Genomic DNA, 16,916 nt, shown 5'->3' on the forward strand with positions numbered 1-16,916 from the left:
TTTCCGGGGGGCTTTTTCATGTCCGGGCGCCGTTTGCCTCTGGCAACCTCGGGCCGTTCTGCCATGATCCCCGCCGGGGGCGCAGACATGAAACTCGATCACATCGCAATCTCCGGTGAAACCCGCGATGCCGCCGCGGCCCATGTGCAGGCGGCCTTGGGCATGGCATTGCGGCCGGGGGGCGCGCACCGATATTTCGGCACCCACAACCACCTGCTGGGGCTGGCCGAGGGGCTCTATCTGGAGGCGATTTCGATCGACCCCGCGGCCCGGGTGCCGGCCTATCCGCGCTGGTTCGGCCTCGATGACTTTGTCGGCGCGCCGCGGCTGACAACCTGGATTTGCCGCACCGAAGACCTGTCGACGCTGGTGCGCGACCTGCCCGAGGCGGGCGAGATCGTGGCCCTGGAGCGCGGCGATCTGAAATGGCGCATGGCGGTGCCGCCGGACGGGCACCTGCCCTTCGATGGCTGCTTTCCGGCCCTGATCCAGTGGGACAGCCCGACCCCGCCGGGCGAGACCCTGCCATCCTCGGGCTGCACGCTCGAAACGCTCACGGTCGCGCATCCCGAGGCCGACCGGTTGCACCAGCGGCTGGCGCCCTATCTGATGGACGCCCGCGTGCAGTTTCAGCCCGGATCGGCGCATCTTGAGGCGCGCCTGACGGGCCCGGCCGGCCCGGTAACCTTGCGATGATCGTCCGTCCGGCTACGCCGCGCGACGCCCGCGGCATTGTCGATCTGGTCAATCCGGTGATCCGCGACACCGCCATCACCTTTACCACCGCCGAGAAATCCACCCGCGATATCGTCACCGCGATCCGCGATGGTGGCGCCTATTTCGTGGCCTGCGACGGCGACCGGATCATCGGCTATGCCTGTTACTTCCCGTTTCGCAGCGGGCCGGGCTATCGCCATACCAAAGAGCATTCCATCGCCCTTCTGCCCGAGGCGCGCGGCACCGGCGTCGGGCGGCGGCTGATGGCACTGCTCGAGGACCACGCACGCGCCCGCGAGGTGCATTCGCTTTTTGCCGGCGTTAGCGGCGAAAATCCCGATGGCGTCGCCTTTCACAAGGCGATCGGCTTTGCAGAGGTGGCGCGGCTGCCGGAGGTCGGACACAAGTTTGGCCGCTGGATGGACCTGGTTCTGCTGCAAAAAATGTTATGATTGTCACACTGACTTATGCCGCGCTGCGGTATAGGCTTGTCGCATGTCGATCTGGTCTCGCATATCCGCCGCCCTTTCCGCGCTTGCCAGCGGGGAACCGCTGAGCGACGTCTTTGACCGCCTGCGCACCCCGCCGGAACGCAGCGTGGCCTTTACCATCGCCGTCATCGCCCTGGGCGCCAAGATGGCCAAGGCCGACGGGCTGGTCAAAAAGGTCGAGGTCACGGCCTTTCGCGAGGTGTTTTTCATCGCCCCCGAGGACGAGGCGCAGGCCGCCCGTGTCTTCAACCTCGCGCGGCAGGACGTCGCCGGCTATGAGGATTACGCCCGCCGCGTGCGCGCGATGTTCGATGACACCCGCGCGCCGCTGACCGACCTGCTCGAGGGGCTGTTTCACATCGCCGTCTCCGATGGCAGCTATCATCCGGCCGAGGATGAATTCCTGCGCAATGTGGCCGCGATTTTCGGGCTGGATGATCGCCAGTTTCTGGCCCTGCGCACCCGCTTTGTCCCGGATGCCGACAAGGATCCCTATTCGGTGCTCGGCGTCAGCCCCGACATGCCGCTGGCCGAGATCCGCCGGATCTGGCGTAAGGCGGTCCGCGACAGCCACCCCGACCGGATGATCGCACGCGGCGTACCCGAAGAGGCGGTGCGGATGAGCGAAAAGCGCCTGATCGACATCAACAAGGCCTGGGAAGAGATCCAGGCCAGCCAGAGCGAACCCGCCTGATCAGGGCCGGATGGTGATCGGCGTGCCATTGCGCACCATGGCATAGATGTCGCGCATTTCGGCATTGCTCACCGCGATACAGCCCGCCGTCCAGTCGCGCCCGCCCTTGCGGTTCTTCCACGGTCGGCCGTGGATGAAGATGTCGCCGCCGGGGCTGACCCCGGCGTCCCGCGCGCGGCGGATGTCCTCTTCATTCGGGTAATCGATGCCGATCGAGAGATAGAAGCTGCTGTTGGGATTGCGCCGGTCGATGCGGTATTCGCCCTCGGGGGTGCGGCCGTCGCCCTCCTGCGCCTTGTGGCCGGCGGGCGCAAATCCCAAGCCCACGTCATATTGTTCGAGCACCTGGGTGTCATGCAGCAGATACATCTTGCGCGCACCCTTGTCGACGACCACGCGGGTGACCTCGGGGCCGGTATATGTATAGAACTTGCTGCACGCCGTGGCCGTGAGGGCCAAGGATACCAACAGGATTGCTCGAAGAACCCGCATCTGCACTGCCCCGGTTTTGATTTTTTCCCCTTATACCATGGGGCAAATCAGCCGCGAAGAGACTTTATCGGCGCTGAGCGTCTTCCAGCCGTTTCTCGATCGCCTCAAGCCGCACCAGAACCTCGTCGCGATAGGTGTTGGTGGCGGCGGTATCCTCTTCGCTGTGGGCGTCCTGCATCGAGTTGACGATCAGGCCGACCAGAAGGTTCACCACCGCGAAGGTGGTGACCATGATGAAGGGCACGAAGAACGCCCAGGCGTAGGGATAGACCTCCATCACCGGGCGCACGATGCCCATCGACCAGCTTTCCAGCGTCATGATCTGGAACAGCGAATAGGCCGAGGCGCCAAGATCGCCGAACCAGTCGGGGAAGCTGTCGCCAAAGAGCTTGGTCGCCATCACCGCCGCGATATAGAAGATCAGCGCCATCAGAAGGAAGACACTGGCCATCCCGGGCAGCGCGGTCAGAAACCCCTCGACCACCCGGCGCAGGCGCGGCGCCACGGTCAGCAGGCGCAGCACCCGCAGGATGCGCAGGGCGCGCAGCACCGAAAGGCCCTGCGCCGCAGGCACCAGCGAAATGCCGACGATCACGAAATCGAAAATGTTCCACGGCCGGCGAAAGAAGCCGAGGCCCTGGGCGTACATCTTGAGCGCCAGTTCCACCACGAAGACCGCTAGGCAGGCCATGTCGAGCGCCACGATCAGCGGGCCGGCCTGCGCCATCAGCGGATCCGAGGTCTCGAGCCCGAGGATCATCGCGTTGAACAGGATCACCCCGATGATCGTGTTGCGCACCCATGCCTGTTCCAGCCATGCCGCCAGTCTGTCCCGCATCTGCCTGCCCCTTTTGTCCGGCGTCAGATATGTGCGCGCGAAAACCGCGCTGCAAGCTCGATATGGCTGGACCAGCGGAATTGGTCCACCACCTGCACCCAGTCGAGCAGATAGCCGCCGGCCCGCAGCACCGCCGCATCGCGCGCGAAAGTGACCGGGTTGCAGGAGACAAAGCCCAGCACCGGCACCTTGCTTTCCGCGATCTGGCGCACCTGCGCCTCGGCCCCGGCGCGCGGCGGATCGAGCACCAGCGCGTCGTACCGCTCCAGCTCCTGCGGCAGCAGCGGGTTGCGAAACAGGTCGCGGGCTTCGGTGGTGACCTTCTTCAGCCCCTCGGCCTTGCGCCAGCCCCCGTCGAGCGCCCGCAGCATCGCGGCCTCGCCCTCGACCGCATGCACCTCGGCGCCGCGCGCCAGCGGCAGGGCGAACGTGCCGCAGCCGGCAAAGAGATCGGCGATATGGCCGGCCCCGCCCACCGCTTCGATCATCGCCGCCGTCAGCACCGCCTGGCCATGGGCGGTGGCCTGAAGAAAGGCGCCAGGCGGCGGGACGACACGGATGCCGTCAAAGCGCTGGCCCGGAGGGGTGCGCATGGCGATCGGCTCGTCCTCCCAGACCAACCGGGCGATCCGCTGCTGGCCGGCCAGCTCCGCCAGCGCCACCTCGAGCGCGCGATCCAGCGGTTTGCCGCCCCGGGCCAGCACGTCCAGCCCGTCCTCTGACAGGGTGATCTGTACCGACACTTCGCCCTTGCGACTGCCACCCAAGGCCGCCAGCGCTTCGGCCAGCGGGCGTGCGGCCAGCAGATCGGGATGCAGCAGGTGGCAATCGGGGATCTCGACGATCACACCCGAGGCACGGCCGTGAAAACCCGCCATCGCGCCTTTCTTGGTGCGCCGGGCGGAAAAGGTCGCCCGCCGGCGGCTCTGCGCCGGCGAGGTGGCGATGGGGCGAAAAGCGGCCTCGATGCCCTGGGCCGACAGCGCGCGGATGACGATGTCCTGTTTCCAGCCGGCGACGAAGTCATCCGAGGCATGCATCAGCTGACAGCCGCCGCAGGCCTTGAAATGGCGGCAGGGCGGCGCCACGCGATGCTCCGAGGGTGCGAGGATTCTGACGTCGCGCAGCCGGTCCCCCTCAACGGTGCCGCTGACGGTCTCGCCGGGCAGGGTCAGGGGCGCAAACAGCGGGCCTTCGGCGATGCCGTCGCCCTGATGGCCGAGGCGGAGTATGTCATGCTGGGTCATGCCCGGGCTTTTGCCTGCAATCGCCGGCGCTGTCGAGAGAGGCGAGAAAGGCCCGCACCGCCCGCGGCGAGCGCAACACATGCCCCGGCAGGCCCGGACGCACACCGATCAGCCGGGCCAGGATGGATTTGCCGCCGCCCGGCTGGCCGACGATCGTGATCCGCTTCATTCCGCGGCTTCGACCAGGTTGAGGAACCCGCCCGACTGCCGCTCCCAGTAGCGCGCGTAGAGCCCGCCCTTGTCGAGCAGCACCTCGTGGCTCCCCTCTTCGACGATCCGGCCCTTGTCGAGCACGACGATGCGGTCCATCCGCGCGATCGTCGAGAGACGGTGGGCGATGGCCAGCACGGTCTTGCCCTCCATCACCCGTTCCAGCGCCGATTGGATCGCCGCTTCGACCTCGCTGTCCAGCGCGCTTGTCGCCTCGTCCAGCACCAGGATCGGCGCGTCCTTGAGGATGGCCCGGGCCAGCGCGATCCGCTGCCGCTGGCCGCCCGACAGTTTGACCCCGCGTTCTCCCAGATGCGCGTCATAGCCGGTGCGATGCTCGTGGTCCTCGAGATCGAGGATGAAATCATGCGCCTCGGCGCGTTCCGCCGCCGCGATGATGTCTTGCTCGGTGGCGTCGGGCCGGCCATAGGCGATGTTGTCGCGCGCCGACCGGTTGAACATGGCGGTTTCCTGGGTGACCATGCCAATCTGGCGCCGCAGGCTCTCCTGGGTGACGCCGGCAATGTCCTGCCCGTCGATGCAGACCTCGCCCTTTTCGGCGTCGTAGAGCCGCAGGAGCAGTGCCACCAGCGTCGATTTGCCGGCCCCCGAGGCGCCGACGATGCCAAGCTTTTCCCCCGGCGAGATTTCAAGGCGGATGTGCTCGACCCCGCCGATATCGCGGCCATAGGCGAAATCCACGTCGCGAAAGGCGATCCTTCCGTCGGTCACCTTTAGCTGCGTGGCATTGGCGACATCGGTCAGCCCATGCGGCGGGGTCAGCGTGCGCATGCCGTCCTCCACCTCGCCGACATTGGCATAGAGGCCCATCAACGTGAACGAGACCCAGCCGGTCATCTGCGCCAGCCGCAGGCTGACCGCGCCGGTGGCGGCAATATCGCCCGCACTGACCAGCCCGCGCGACCAGTACCAGAGCGCGCCGCCCACCAACAGCACCGGCAGAACGCCGGCCAGCGCCATCAGCCAGAACCGGAACTGAACCGAGACCTGGCCGAAATCGAGCTGTCGGTCGCGAAACCGCGCCATCGCGCCCAGCGCCGCCTGATCCTCGTGATCGGCATGGGCGAACAGCTTGACCGTCTTGATGTTGGTCACCGTATCGACGACCTGGCCGGTCACCATTGCCCGCGCCGAGGCCCGCGCCTTGGAGCGCAGGCGGATCCGCGGCATGAAATAGCGGATCATCAGCAGGTAGCCGGCGATCCACAGCAGGAGCCCAAGGGCGATCCGCGCATCGACGGTGCCGAGCAGCAGGATCGAGCCCACCACCGAAGCCAGGGCAAAGAGCACCGTATGCACCACCTCGACGACCACATCGGTGATGGCGCGGGCGGTCTGCATCTCCTTTTGCGCGATCCGGCCGGCAAAATCATTGTCGAAAAAGGTGACATCCTGCCCCAGCGTGAAGCGATGCAGACGCGACAGCACGAGGCTGAGCAGATTGGGCTGCAACACGATCGATTGCAGCCAGGCCGAGGCCATCAGAACCAGCGGCCGCAGCAGCAGGAAAAACAGCGTGACACCGATCAGCAACCAGAGGTTTTCAGCAAAGACGCTCTCAGCCGTGCCGTTCAGCGCCACGTCCACCACCAGCCCCAGGGTCATCGCGGCCAGCACCTCGAGCACCCCGGCAAAGGCCGAGGTCGCGCCGGCGATGCCGATCACGCCGAAGCTGCCCCTGAGCGCCCAGCGCAAAAACGCGCCAAGGCTGCGCGGCGGCGGCGTATCCGCCTCGGCAAAGGGATCGATCCAGGATGGTGCCGTCATTCCGCTGCCTCCGATTCTTCCGTCTTGCTCTGGTCTTCGACCGCCAGGAACCCGCCGGACTGGCGCGCCCAGAACCCGGCATATAGCCCGCCGCGAGCCAAAAGGTCGTCATGGCTGCCCTGTTCGACGATGCGACCGTCATCCATCACCAGGATCCGGTCGAGCTGGGCAATCGTCGAAAGCCGATGCGCGATGGCGATCACCGTCTTGCCGGCCATCATGCCGTAAAGCGTCGACTGGATCGCCGCCTCGACCTCGCTGTCGAGCGCGCTTGTCGCCTCGTCCAGGAGCAGGATCGGCGCGTCTTTCAGGATCACCCGCGCCAGGGTGATCCGCTGCCGTTGCCCGCCGGACAGTTTGACGCCGCGTTCGCCGACCTGCGCGTCATAGCCGCGCCGGCCTTTCTGGTCTTCGAGATCGAGGATGAACGCATGGGCCTCGGCCTGTTTGGCGGCGGCGATCATCTCGGCTTTGGTGGCGTCGGGGCGGCCATACAGCAGGTTGTCGCGGATCGAGCGGTGCAGCAGCGAACTGTCCTGTTGCACCATGCCGATCTGTCGCCGCAGGCTGTCCTGGGTGACCTGCGAGATGTCCTGCCCGTCGATCAGGATGCGGCCGCTTTCGGCGTCATAGAACCGCAGCAGCAGCTTCACCAACGTCGATTTTCCGGCGCCCGACCGGCCGACCAGCCCGATCTTTTCGCCCGGCGCGATGCTCAGGCTGATCCGGTCCAGCCCGCCGCGCCCGCGTCCGTAATGATGCGACAGCCGGTCCAGTTCGATCCGCCCGTCGCCGAGCTGCAAGGGCGTGGCCTCCGGCCCGTCGCGCAGGGCGATCGGCTGGGCGATGGTTTCCATGCCTTCCCTCACCACGCCCAGCTCGCGAAAGAACGAGGTCAGCGCCCACATGATCCAGCCGGTCATGGCATTGAGCCGCAGGGTCAGCGCCGTCGCGGCGGCCACCGCACCGACACTGGCAAGCCCCTGCATCCAGAGCCAGAGCGCCCAGCCGACCACCCCGACGATCAGAAAGCCGTTCAGCAGGGTCAGCACCACATCCATGATGGTAAAGATCCGCATTTCGGCCTGAAAGGTCCTGCGCGCGCGCTCGATCGCCTCTTTGGCAAAGTCCATCTCGCGGCCATGGTGGGCAAACATCTTGACCGAATGGATGTTGCTGTAGGCATCCACCACCCGGCCTGTCACCTCGCTGCGGGCGTCGCTTGCCGCCTGCGAGGCGGGGCCGACGCGCCTGATCGTCCAGCGGATCAGCAGGCCGTACAACCCGAGCCAGGCCAGCAGCGGCAAGGACAGCCGCCAGTCGGCCTGCCCCAGCAGCACCACGGCGCCAACCACATAGGCCAGCGAAAAGGTGATCGCGTCGAACACCTGAAACACCGCCTCGCCGGCGGCGGGCGGGGTCTGCATGATGCGGTTGGCAATGCGGCCGGCAAAATCGTTCTCGAACCAGCCGACCGACTGGCGCAGCACATGGGCATGGGCACGAAACCGGATCAGCGTGCCGAAATTCGGCAGGATGGTATTGTTGAGCAGCGCCACATCCACCGCCTGCAACACCGGCCGCAGCACCAGCAGGAAGACCGCCAGCGCAATCAGCCAGCCGCCGTAGTCCTGCCACACCTGCTCTGGTGACCCCGCGAGGATGTCGACCACCCAGCCCATCGCCCAGATCAGCCCGATCTCGATCACCGCCACCACCACCGACATCACGGCGGCGACGGCAAAGACCCGTTTGAACGGCTGCGCATAGGCCAGGAGAAACGGCCAGAGCCGCTGGGGCGGATGATCCGAGGCGGGGTAGGCACAATAGGGATCGACAAGATTTTCGAAAAATTTGAACATGGAGCGCTCCTGCGAGCAAATGGGCAACTGATGGACATGGCGTGGAACATCCACGCAAACAGAGAACGTGGCTTAGCCGTGGCGGAAGCTGATCTCTGTTTCCATGCTGCACTCTCCTGTTCAGATGCGCCTTTCATACCCCGACTGTGACGGTTTGTCACCCCCCGGGGGGGCGGGTCAGTCCTTCCGCAGCAGTTCGTCGCGCGTCAGTTCGAAGCCGGAGGTGATCCAGAGCGTTTCGAGCAGCCGCAGTCTTTCGCCCAGCGCCGGGCCTTCGTACTCCGGCATAAGATCGGCGGCCCGGATCGGAAACACCGCGTTGGCGCCCTCTTCCATCTCGGCAAAGGCCTTGCGGTCGATATGTTCCTGCAAGAGCGCGGCGCGCAGGGCGAGCAGCTTCTCCGATTCCTCCGCGCCATGGCGATAGCCGATCTCGGCCGGCGGCGTGGCGGCGCCGACCTCGTGGCGAAAGAAGGCAAGCGCCTTGGCCTGGGCCTTCGACAGCCGCAGCCGCTCGGCCACATCCTCGCCGCCCAGCGCCGCCAGCCGCAACACCGGGTCGGGGGCAAGGCCGGCCTCGTCCTCGACATAGACCAGCGGCCCCAGCGCGGAAATGACGGCGCCCGGCAGGATGCGCAGCAGCACGCCGGCCTTGTCCATCGCCGCCACCGCGCGGGTCGGATCGGGGGCCGAGAGCAGCTTGATCATCTCGGCGCCGACACGTTCGCGCGACAGGGTTTCCAGCCCGTCGAGGTTGTCGGCAATCGCCGCCAGCGCCTCGCGGTCGAACCCGCCCTTTGCGCGACCATACCAGGCGTTGAAGCGGAAAAACCGCAGGATGCGCAGGTAATCCTCCCGGATGCGCGCCGCAGGATCGTCAATGAACCGCACGTGATGCGCCTTGAGATCGTCGAGCCCGCCCACCGGATCGCGCACCGCGCCCGAGGCATCGGCATAAAGCGCGTTCATGGTGAAATCGCGGCGCCGGGCATCCTCTTCGATGCTGTCGGCAAAGGCCACCACGGCACGGCGGCCATCGGTTTCGACATCCCGGCGATAGGTTGTGATCTCATGCGGAACCTTGTGCGAGATCACGGTGACCGTGCCATGATCGATGCCGGTGGGCACCGCCTGCAAACCGGCTGCGCGGGCCAGCTCCATCACCCGTTCGGGGCGCGCGTCGGTGCTGATGTCGATGTCCGCCACCGGTTCGCCCATCAGTGCGTTACGCACGCAACCGCCGACGAAATAGGCCGAATGCCCGGCCTCGGTCAGCATCGCGCAGACCGCCTGGGTCGCCGGGGTGATCAGCCAGTCGCCTGTTATCCTCATGCCACCATCCTGTCTGCCAGCCCGCGCAGGATACGGGCCGTCGCACCCCAGATGTAATAGGGGCCGTAGGGCACAGTGTAATAGGACCGCCGCAGCCCGCGCCAGCGCCTTGATTGCACGGAAAACCGCGCCGGATCGGCGAAATGGGTGAGCGGCACGGTGAACACCTCGGCCACTTCGCCCGGCTCCGGCCGTGGGGTGAAATCGCCCCGGACCCGCGCCACCACCGGCGTCACCAGAAAGCTGGTCACCGTCTCATGCGTCGGCAAGAGGCCCAGAACCTCGACCTGCGCCGGATCGAGCCCCACCTCCTCCTGCGCCTCGCGCAGGGCGGCGGCGGTGACATCGGCGTCGCCCTCATCCTGCTTGCCACCAGGAAAGGCGATCTGGCCGGGGTGATGCTTGAGCGCCGAGGAGCGTTTGGTCAGGATCACTTGCGGCACGCCATCCTGCATGACGAAACCCGCAAGCACGCCGGCGGGACGCAGCTTGCGGGATTGCGGAAGCTTGAAATCCGGGTTCAGATCGAAATCCGACGAGGCCGCGCCATCCCGGGACAGCGCGGCGACGAGCGGATCGAGCGGATCAATCGTCATTCGCCTCGAAACCCACGGTGGCGGGGTCGAGATCGTAATGCGCACCGCAGAACTGGCAGTCGGCGGTCACCCGGCCGTCTTCCGTGGTCATCTTTTCGATGTCCTTGGCGGAATAGATCGACAGGCTCTGCCGCACCCGATCCTCGGAACAGGTGCAGCCGAAATGCACCGGCTGGGTCGGATAGACCCGCGGCTGTTCCTCGTGAAACAGCCGCACCAGAAGATCAGTCGGCGGCACCTGCGGCCCGATCAGCTCCATCAGCTCGACCGAATCGAGCAGGATATTGGCGCGGTTCCAGTTCTCTGCCGTTTCTTCGTCATCCAGAAGATCATCGACGGTGAGCAACCCGCCCTCGCCGGAGCCGCCTTCGCCGCTGGCAAAGGGCGAGGCCTTGGGCATATGTTGCAACATGATGCCACCGGCGCGCCAGCGCTCGGCCTCGCCGGGCTCGGTCGAGCGGCCAAAGCTCAGGTTGAACCGCGTCGGAAGCTGTTCCGACTGGGCGAAATAGCTTTCGGCACAGGCGCGCAGGGTGCCCCCGGCCAGCGGCGTGATGCCCTTGTAAGGCTGCATCCCCTGCCCCTGATCGATCATGATGGCGAAATAGCCCTCGCCGAGCTGGTCAAAGGGGTTGTTGCCCGACAGCCGCGCCGCATCATAGCTGGCATAGGCGCGGATGCGCGCCGGTTCGCCCTCTTTGCTCGGGCCGTAATAATCGGTGGCGATCATCCGCACCGGGCCGTTCGACTGCACCTGCAACGACAGTTTCCAGCGCAGCTTGACGGTCTGGCCGATCAGCGCGGTCAGCAGCGCCATTTCGGCCACCAGCGCCTCGACCACCGGGGGGTAATCGTGTTGTTTCAGGATGCCTTCCAGCACCCCGTCCAGCCGCGCGACGCGGCCGCGGATGTCCGAGCGGTCAAGCTGAAACGGCAGGACGGTATCGTCCCAGGCGATGGCATTCACAGAGATCATGGGAGTTCCTTGTTGCCCAGATTTGGCATATCGCCTCTATATAGCCGTGAAAGCGCAGCATTAAAGGGGTATGCCATGATCCGCCGCGTCGGCACCGCACCAGCCCGGGACAAGCGCCACCGGCTGCGCCCCGGGGTCTATGCGCTGCTGCCGATCGGGAACCGGCTGCTTCTGACCTGGCAGAGCGGATCGGACGAGCCGCTGCAACTGCCCGGCGGCGGCATCGATCCCGGCGAGGCGCCGGTCGCGGCGCTGCATCGCGAAGTGCGCGAGGAAACCGGCTGGAAGATCGCCGCGCCGCGCCGGATCGGGGCCTGGCGGCGATTTGTCTTCATGTCGGAATACGACCTCTGGGCCGAAAAGCTCTGCACCATCTACCTTGCCCGCCCGGTGCATCGCCTGGGCCCACCCGAGGAAGCCGGTCACAGGGTGCGGGTCGTGCCGATGGCCGACGCCGGGCACTGGCTGTCGAACCCGGTGGACCGCGCCGCGCTCCGCCGTGTCAGAGCGACGCCGGGCCTGTTGGGCTAGAACTCCAGCAGGGCGGCAGAGATATCGTCCGGGAAATCCTCGCTGCCGGTGCTTTCCGCCAGGGTCCAGACCATCGCCTCGAGAAACTCGCGCCCCGGCAGGTGGTGCAGATCGCCGGCCAGCCGGATCAGCCCCTCCTCCTCGAAGAACCCGCCGCCGGCGTCGGGGCATTCGGTGATGCCGTCGGAATACAGCAGCAGCCGGTCGCCCTTGTTCAGATCGATCTCGAACCGGTCAAACGCCGCGTCTTCGATCAGCCCGACCGGCAGGCCGCCAGCACCGATCAGCTCGATCCTGTTGTCGGCCCGTTGCACCAGCGGATGCGGATGCCCGGCCTGGGCCAACCGCACCCGTCCCGAGGCAAGATCGACATCGGCCAGCAACATGGTGAAGTAATGCTCGGTCTCCATCTCCTCGAGCACCAGTCGGTTGAGCCGCCCGATCACCTGGTCGGGCGGATGCATCGCATAGGCGCCCTCCTCGGTCTCATACAGAGCGACGTTCTGATCCGGGGTCGTGGCCGAGAGATAGCCGGCCAGCCGGGCCGTCATCAGCGCCGAGGAAATGCCATGGCCCGAAACGTCGATCGCATAGATGCCCAGCCGCGTCTTGCCGACCGGGAAGAACCCCACCAGATCGCCGCCGACATGGCCCGAAGGCCGCAGCAGCAGCGACAGATCGGCATTGCCGAACCGGCGATACCGGTCGCGCACCAGCGATTGCTGAAGCTTCTTGGCCTCGATCAGATCATTGTCGAGCGCATCGTAAAGCCCCTGCAATTCGGTCAGCGTGCGCGAGATCACCCGGTTCTGCTCGCTCAGCTGGCGCTGCATCTCGAGAATGCGCTCGCCGGCGGTGATCCGGGCGCGCAGCTCGTCGACATAGACCGGTTTCGTCAGGAAATCATCGGCGCCATTGTCGAGCCCGCGCGCCACCGCGCCTTTCTCGCTCTTAGACGTGAGCAGGATGAAATAGCCATAGCCGTCCCGCTCCATCGCGCGGAACCGCTTGCAGAATTCCAGCCCGTCCATGCCCGGCATCATCCAGTCGCTGAGCACCAGATCGGGCGGATTGGCCTCGCACAGCGCCAGCGCCTCCTGCCCTCCGGCGGCCACATCGACGATATAGCCCTGCCGAAGCAACGAAGCCGAGAGGATCTTGCGCTGCATCTTGCTGTCATCGACAACCAGAATGCGCGGGCGCCGGGCGCTGACCCCGGCCGAAAGGGTATGTCTGGCTGCCAAATCCAATGGTCGCTGATTCCGTCCTGCGTGTTCCTTTCCCCCGGTATGACCTGTCGGCCTTAACCCGGAATGAAGGCCGGAAATTTCCGAAAATCCGCGCGGATTCGGCAACCAAATCTTAGCCTCGTGCGCGTAGAACCCTGACCAGTAACCAGGAGAAGTGTATAATGATTGACTGGTCCCGGGTCTCCGAGCTCCGCGAGGAAGTGGGAGAAGAGGATTTTGCCGAAGTGGTCGAGCTGTTCCTCGACGAGGTCGACGGCGTGATCGGCACGCTTGCCCCCGAAACGGCCGATCTCGAGGCGCAGCTGCATTTCCTCAAGGGCAGCGCGCTGAACCTCGGGTTCGCGGCCTTTGCGGCGCTGTGCCAAGCGGGCGAAACCGCGGCGAATGCCGGCCAGGGCGGGCGGGTGGACGTCGCCGCTATCCGCGACGCCTATGCCCGTGCGCGCAGCGAATTCGCCAGCGGGCTGACCACCCGCCGCGCCGGTTAGTCGGCGCCGATCAGAAAGACCTGGACATCGGCCACGTTGGTGCCGGTCGCCCCGGTCATCAGCAGGGCATCGGCCCGGCGCAACGCCTCGAAGCTGTCGTTGTTGGCCAGCAGCGCCTGCGCCTCGGCGCCGATCGCCGCAGCGGTGCCGGGGCCGACAATACCGCCGGCGGCATCGGTCGGGCCGTCGCGCCCGTCGGTGCCGCCGGAGAGAAACAGCCAATTGGCCGGCAGATCGAAATTCCCCGCCGAGAGCGCGACCCGCAGCGCCAGCTCCTGGTTGCGGCCGCCACGTCCGTCGCCGCGCAGGGTGACCGTGGTCTCGCCGCCAAAGATCAGCGCCTGCGGCGTGCCTTTCGGAGCAGCCGCCGCGGCGCGCAGCACCTGCTGGGCGGCATCGTCCACATCGCCTTCGAGCGCGTCCGACACGATCCGCGCCGTTCCCCCCTCGGCCGCCGCAAGCATCGCCTCGAGGCTCTTGCGGTTCGAACCGATCAGATGGTTTTGCGCCGCCGGCGTCTCCGGCGTCGGGGCCTCGGCCGAAAGATGTGCCCGCACCGAGGCCGGGCAGGCCTCCCAGACGCCGGCCTCTTGCAGCACCGCCCTGGCTTCGGCACGGGTGCCGATCGGGCCGACGGTGGGGCCCGAGGCAATGGCGCGCAGATCGTCGCCGATCACATCCGACAGGATATAGGCGGTCACCGGCGCCGGCGCGGCCTGGCGCGACAATCCGCCCCCCTTGAGCCGGGACAATTGCTGCCGCACCAGGTTCATCCGCACGATATCGAGCCCGGCGCCCAGCAACAGGCGGTTGACCTCGGCCTTGTCTTCCAGCGTCACGCCCTCGACCGGGGCGGGCACCAGCGCCGACCCGCCACCAGAGACCAGCACAGCCACGGCATCCTGTGGCCCCAGCGACGACAACCGCGAGATAAGCTCTTGTCCGGCCCTCAGTCCGGCGGCATCTGGCACCGGATGCGCGGCGCGGATCACCTCGGCCCCGGGCACGTCCATGTCGTTTTCGTAATGCGTGATCGCCAGCGCGGGAACCGCGCCATCCAGATGCGCCAGCGCCTCGCGCAGCATCGCCGGGGCGGCCTTGCCGATGGCGATGACATGCAGCTGCCCGTCCGGTTGCGGCAGCGGATGCGCGGCCAGGGCGCGGCGCAGGGCAATCGCCGGATCGGCGGCCTCGACCGCCTTGTCGAACAGGTGCAGGGCGCATTGGCGCAAATCGGACGTCATGAAGCAATCTCGCATTGGCTGATAACAGTGCCGGCCCGCCAGTGCTGCGCAATCTCGAAAACGCAGCCTGCCGGCCAGCCCGTTGATAGGGGTTTTGTCAGGCGCAAGGCCAGTCCATCCGGTCGAATTTCGGCGATTTCGGCGTGATCGAAGCCGAAAAACCGCCCGACGCGCGGAAACAGCGCCTTGTAGAGCGCCTCCTTGGCGGAAAACACTGCGGTGGCACCGGCGGCATCCGGCGTCGCTCCCAGATGCACCCTGTCGCCCGGCGTCAGCACCGAATGACAGATCGCGCGCACGGCGCGTGGATCGGCCAGCGCCTCGAGATCAAGACCAAGGGTCGCCGCCCCCTGCCCCAGCCAGACGCCGACCATGCCGTGACTGTGCGAAATCGAGCCCTGAATGCCCCGGGGCCAGACCGGCGCACCATGGGAATCGCGGCCTACCGCACCGGTCGCCCCCAACCGCGCCAGCGCCTGCCCCGCCAGCGCCCGCCCCGCGAGGAATTCGGCCCGCCGCTTCGGCACGGCACGCGACAGGAAATCGGGCAGGGCCAGCCCGGCAACGGCATAATCGCTGTCGCGATAACGGGCGATGTCGTATTGCGCGAACAGCAGGCAGCGCCCGGCGCCCTGCGGCCACAGCTCGGGCTCGGAGAGGAAAACCGGCAGCTTATCCGGAAAAGGTGCCAAAATGCCCGCCCTGAAAGATCAGCGGATCGCCCTCGCGATAGCTCAGCTGGTCGACCCGGCCGACGATCACCGAATGATCGCCCACCGCCACCGTCTGTTCGAGCCGGCATTCGAACACCGCCAGCGCATCGCGCAGCACCGGTGCGCCCAGCGCCCCGGCAAAGGAATTGGCCTCGGTGAAATGGCCGCCATCCTTGGCAAACACCATCGCCAGTTCGTATTGCCCGGAATGCAGTACGTTGATCGCATAGGTTCTGGCGCCGCTGAACACGTCATAGCGCTGCGAATTGTCGGCCAGGCACCAGAGCACCAGCGGCGGATCGAGCGACACCGAGGTGAAGGAATTCACCGTCATCCCGGTGGGGCCGTCGTCGGTCATCGTGGTGATGACGGTGACCCCTGTCGCGAACTGGCCCAGCGCGCTGCGGTAGAGCCGCCGGTGCGCCTCATCGGGCCGGAACGGGATGGGTGTCAGCATGGGCATGGTCCAGACAGGGCTTTCATAGGCTCTTCGCATTCACGGGCTCCGCGGTAAAGCATGCTCCGCCATATACCGTGAATACCGGGCGAAAATGGGGCGAATACGCCGCGAGGCAAGCCTAGTCGACGCCGCGCCCCTCGACGCAATGGCCATAGACCGTAGTCAAGAGCGAGATCCCGATCATCGTGGCAAACCAGCCGACGACGATGGAATAGACCAGGCTGAGCGGCGAATTCGGGTCGCCGGACAGCATCGTCGGGATCTGCAACGCCAGCGAGCCGAGGATCATCAGCCCGGCCAGCCCGACGATGGTGCCGGCCTCGCCACGCGTCGCCTCCCAGGCTTCGCGAAAGCCCAGGCTGTTGCCCAGCGCGATGGCCGGCAGGATCGGCGAAAGGCGGAAGAACACGAAAGAGGCCACCCCCACGGTGACCGCCAGCATCAGCACCGGTGGCAGGATCACCGCGCTGATCGCGCCCACCGGCACCGCCGCCAGCGCCACCACCAACCCCAGGAGCACCGAGCGCCAGAGATAGCCGGGGATCGCCGCGCCGGGCCAGTTCGGAAGCCAGCCCGCCGGCTCTTCGCCCAGAAGCACATAGCGATGCCAGGCCACCGCGATCCAGAGCGACGCCAGAAGCGCGGCAATGCCCAGCAGCAACATGACAAACCCTTCGCCGGCGGAAATGTCGGGATAGGGGATCCCGTCGGGGCCCTGCACCATTTCGCCGCTATTGGCCGAAAAGGTGTAGATCTGCGAGATCGCCTGCACCGAATAAAGCACCAGCGAGACCCTGAGCGCCACATCGAGATTGTTGATCACAAGCCGCAGGGAATGGACGAACATCGACCAGGCTTTCATCTGTCGCTCCTCGGACACCGGTTTCGGGCGCACATTGGGCGTAAGCCGGACCAAGGTCAACGCCGCCACCTTGCCCCGCGCCCGAAAACCCGGTATCGCGCTTGCGTCTTTCAAGAAGGAAACGC

The 16,916-nt window shown here is 66.3% G+C and carries 19 protein-coding genes; 5 read left to right on the forward strand and 14 right to left on the reverse strand.

Going from position 1 to position 16,916, the window contains the following annotated elements; genetic code table 11:
• Window positions 1-87: 87 nt before the first annotated feature.
• From AC0J5K_RS17005 to AC0J5K_RS17015, 3 genes are read left to right on the forward strand one after another with little or no spacing between them, the layout of a single operon-like run.
• Window positions 88-696: a VOC family protein gene (locus AC0J5K_RS17005; RefSeq protein WP_074836489.1), complete on the forward strand. Its 609-nt coding sequence runs from the start codon at window positions 88-90 to the stop codon at window positions 694-696.
• Entirely contained in the window at window positions 693-1,169 is a 477-nt protein-coding gene (locus tag AC0J5K_RS17010) for a GNAT family N-acetyltransferase (protein WP_139211317.1), read from the forward strand. Before AC0J5K_RS17005 ends, AC0J5K_RS17010 begins: the two co-directional genes overlap by 4 nt.
• A 43-nt stretch (window positions 1,170-1,212) precedes the next feature.
• Window positions 1,213-1,902, forward strand: coding sequence for a molecular chaperone DjiA (locus AC0J5K_RS17015; protein WP_074836490.1), 690 nt, complete (start codon window positions 1,213-1,215; stop codon window positions 1,900-1,902).
• On the opposite strand, the gene AC0J5K_RS17020 is transcribed toward AC0J5K_RS17015, so the two are convergent.
• The 9 genes from AC0J5K_RS17020 to hslO form a co-directional block, all read right to left on the reverse strand.
• Window positions 1,903-2,394, reverse strand: a complete 492-nt coding sequence (locus AC0J5K_RS17020; protein WP_048533531.1) for a L,D-transpeptidase family protein — start codon at window positions 2,392-2,394, stop codon at window positions 1,903-1,905.
• A 64-nt stretch (window positions 2,395-2,458) separates the two neighbouring features.
• Window positions 2,459-3,232, reverse strand: coding sequence for an ion transporter (locus tag AC0J5K_RS17025; protein ID WP_074836491.1), 774 nt, complete (start codon window positions 3,230-3,232; stop codon window positions 2,459-2,461).
• Window positions 3,233-3,255: 23 nt separating this feature from the next.
• Entirely contained in the window at window positions 3,256-4,479 is a 1,224-nt protein-coding gene (locus AC0J5K_RS17030) for a class I SAM-dependent RNA methyltransferase (protein WP_074836492.1), read from the reverse strand.
• The gene (locus tag AC0J5K_RS17035; RefSeq protein ID WP_074836493.1) at window positions 4,466-4,648 is read right to left on the reverse strand and encodes a hypothetical protein; all 183 of its coding nucleotides are present in this window, start codon (window positions 4,646-4,648) and stop codon (window positions 4,466-4,468) included. The genes AC0J5K_RS17030 and AC0J5K_RS17035 overlap by 14 nt, the downstream gene beginning before the upstream one ends.
• The gene (locus AC0J5K_RS17040) at window positions 4,645-6,477 is read right to left on the reverse strand and encodes an ABC transporter ATP-binding protein (RefSeq protein WP_274561903.1); all 1,833 of its coding nucleotides are present in this window, start codon (window positions 6,475-6,477) and stop codon (window positions 4,645-4,647) included. Before AC0J5K_RS17040 ends, AC0J5K_RS17035 begins: the two co-directional genes overlap by 4 nt.
• On the reverse strand, window positions 6,474-8,339 hold the full coding sequence (locus tag AC0J5K_RS17045; RefSeq protein WP_274561904.1) for an ABC transporter ATP-binding protein: 1,866 nt from the start codon (window positions 8,337-8,339) through the stop codon (window positions 6,474-6,476). Before AC0J5K_RS17045 ends, AC0J5K_RS17040 begins: the two co-directional genes overlap by 4 nt.
• A gap of 177 nt (window positions 8,340-8,516) precedes the next feature.
• A complete protein-coding gene (locus AC0J5K_RS17050) occupies window positions 8,517-9,671 on the reverse strand; it encodes a CCA tRNA nucleotidyltransferase (protein WP_074836496.1) in 1,155 nt (384 codons plus the stop codon).
• Window positions 9,668-10,267, reverse strand: a complete 600-nt coding sequence (locus AC0J5K_RS17055; protein WP_074836497.1) for a CoA pyrophosphatase — start codon at window positions 10,265-10,267, stop codon at window positions 9,668-9,670. Before AC0J5K_RS17055 ends, AC0J5K_RS17050 begins: the two co-directional genes overlap by 4 nt.
• Window positions 10,257-11,243: an Hsp33 family molecular chaperone HslO gene (gene hslO, locus AC0J5K_RS17060; RefSeq protein WP_048533539.1), complete on the reverse strand. Its 987-nt coding sequence runs from the start codon at window positions 11,241-11,243 to the stop codon at window positions 10,257-10,259. The genes AC0J5K_RS17055 and hslO overlap by 11 nt, the downstream gene beginning before the upstream one ends.
• 75 nt (window positions 11,244-11,318) lie before the next feature.
• Here hslO and AC0J5K_RS17065 point away from each other — a divergent pair, with 75 nt between their 5' ends.
• The gene (locus AC0J5K_RS17065) at window positions 11,319-11,774 is read left to right on the forward strand and encodes an NUDIX domain-containing protein (protein ID WP_048533540.1); all 456 of its coding nucleotides are present in this window, start codon (window positions 11,319-11,321) and stop codon (window positions 11,772-11,774) included.
• On the opposite strand, the gene AC0J5K_RS17070 is transcribed toward AC0J5K_RS17065, so the two are convergent.
• Window positions 11,771-13,018, reverse strand: a complete 1,248-nt coding sequence (locus AC0J5K_RS17070; RefSeq protein WP_274561908.1) for a PP2C family protein-serine/threonine phosphatase — start codon at window positions 13,016-13,018, stop codon at window positions 11,771-11,773. The two genes, AC0J5K_RS17065 and AC0J5K_RS17070, sit on opposite strands and share 4 nt — an antisense overlap.
• A gap of 167 nt (window positions 13,019-13,185) precedes the next feature.
• Between AC0J5K_RS17070 and AC0J5K_RS17075 the strand changes: the two genes are divergently transcribed.
• Window positions 13,186-13,512: an Hpt domain-containing protein gene (locus tag AC0J5K_RS17075; RefSeq protein WP_274561910.1), complete on the forward strand. Its 327-nt coding sequence runs from the start codon at window positions 13,186-13,188 to the stop codon at window positions 13,510-13,512.
• On the opposite strand, the gene AC0J5K_RS17080 is transcribed toward AC0J5K_RS17075, so the two are convergent.
• The 4 genes from AC0J5K_RS17080 to AC0J5K_RS17095 form a co-directional block, all read right to left on the reverse strand.
• Window positions 13,509-14,756 carry a glycerate kinase type-2 family protein gene (locus AC0J5K_RS17080; RefSeq protein ID WP_074836499.1) on the reverse strand — a complete coding sequence of 416 codons (1,248 nt, stop codon included), beginning with the start codon at window positions 14,754-14,756 and terminating at the stop codon, window positions 13,509-13,511. The genes AC0J5K_RS17075 and AC0J5K_RS17080 overlap by 4 nt on opposite strands.
• Window positions 14,753-15,448: a 4'-phosphopantetheinyl transferase family protein gene (locus AC0J5K_RS17085; RefSeq protein WP_274561914.1), complete on the reverse strand. Its 696-nt coding sequence runs from the start codon at window positions 15,446-15,448 to the stop codon at window positions 14,753-14,755. The genes AC0J5K_RS17080 and AC0J5K_RS17085 overlap by 4 nt, the downstream gene beginning before the upstream one ends.
• Window positions 15,429-15,926, reverse strand: a complete 498-nt coding sequence (locus AC0J5K_RS17090) for a flavin reductase family protein (protein ID WP_274561916.1) — start codon at window positions 15,924-15,926, stop codon at window positions 15,429-15,431. The genes AC0J5K_RS17085 and AC0J5K_RS17090 overlap by 20 nt, the downstream gene beginning before the upstream one ends.
• A gap of 121 nt (window positions 15,927-16,047) precedes the next feature.
• A complete protein-coding gene (locus AC0J5K_RS17095) occupies window positions 16,048-16,791 on the reverse strand; it encodes a hypothetical protein (protein WP_274561918.1) in 744 nt (247 codons plus the stop codon).
• Window positions 16,792-16,916 lie beyond the last annotated feature (125 nt).

The sequence above is a fragment of the Marinovum sp. E3 genome, assembly GCF_055755275.1.

What these genes read in the sequence shown, in the direction of transcription:
- AC0J5K_RS17045 (WP_274561904.1), bottom strand. Translation starts at nt 8,339, where the DNA reads ATGTTCAAATTTTTCGAAAATCTTGTCGATCCCTATTGTGCCTACCCC.
- AC0J5K_RS17035 (WP_074836493.1), bottom strand. Translation starts at nt 4,648, where the DNA reads ATGAAGCGGATCACGATCGTCGGCCAGCCGGGCGGCGGCAAATCCATC.
- AC0J5K_RS17095 (WP_274561918.1), bottom strand. Translation starts at nt 16,791, where the DNA reads ATGAAAGCCTGGTCGATGTTCGTCCATTCCCTGCGGCTTGTGATCAAC.
- AC0J5K_RS17090 (WP_274561916.1), bottom strand. Translation starts at nt 15,926, where the DNA reads ATGCTGACACCCATCCCGTTCCGGCCCGATGAGGCGCACCGGCGGCTC.
- AC0J5K_RS17020 (WP_048533531.1), bottom strand. Translation starts at nt 2,394, where the DNA reads ATGCGGGTTCTTCGAGCAATCCTGTTGGTATCCTTGGCCCTCACGGCC.
- AC0J5K_RS17040 (WP_274561903.1), bottom strand. Translation starts at nt 6,477, where the DNA reads ATGACGGCACCATCCTGGATCGATCCCTTTGCCGAGGCGGATACGCCG.
- AC0J5K_RS17015 (WP_074836490.1), top strand. Translation starts at nt 1,213, where the DNA reads ATGTCGATCTGGTCTCGCATATCCGCCGCCCTTTCCGCGCTTGCCAGC.
- AC0J5K_RS17080 (WP_074836499.1), bottom strand. Translation starts at nt 14,756, where the DNA reads ATGACGTCCGATTTGCGCCAATGCGCCCTGCACCTGTTCGACAAGGCG.
- AC0J5K_RS17055 (WP_074836497.1), bottom strand. Translation starts at nt 10,267, where the DNA reads ATGACGATTGATCCGCTCGATCCGCTCGTCGCCGCGCTGTCCCGGGAT.
- AC0J5K_RS17075 (WP_274561910.1), top strand. Translation starts at nt 13,186, where the DNA reads ATGATTGACTGGTCCCGGGTCTCCGAGCTCCGCGAGGAAGTGGGAGAA.
- hslO (WP_048533539.1), bottom strand. Translation starts at nt 11,243, where the DNA reads ATGATCTCTGTGAATGCCATCGCCTGGGACGATACCGTCCTGCCGTTT.
- AC0J5K_RS17025 (WP_074836491.1), bottom strand. Translation starts at nt 3,232, where the DNA reads ATGCGGGACAGACTGGCGGCATGGCTGGAACAGGCATGGGTGCGCAAC.
- AC0J5K_RS17050 (WP_074836496.1), bottom strand. Translation starts at nt 9,671, where the DNA reads ATGAGGATAACAGGCGACTGGCTGATCACCCCGGCGACCCAGGCGGTC.
- AC0J5K_RS17065 (WP_048533540.1), top strand. Translation starts at nt 11,319, where the DNA reads ATGATCCGCCGCGTCGGCACCGCACCAGCCCGGGACAAGCGCCACCGG.
- AC0J5K_RS17010 (WP_139211317.1), top strand. Translation starts at nt 693, where the DNA reads ATGATCGTCCGTCCGGCTACGCCGCGCGACGCCCGCGGCATTGTCGAT.
- AC0J5K_RS17030 (WP_074836492.1), bottom strand. Translation starts at nt 4,479, where the DNA reads ATGACCCAGCATGACATACTCCGCCTCGGCCATCAGGGCGACGGCATC.
- AC0J5K_RS17005 (WP_074836489.1), top strand. Translation starts at nt 88, where the DNA reads ATGAAACTCGATCACATCGCAATCTCCGGTGAAACCCGCGATGCCGCC.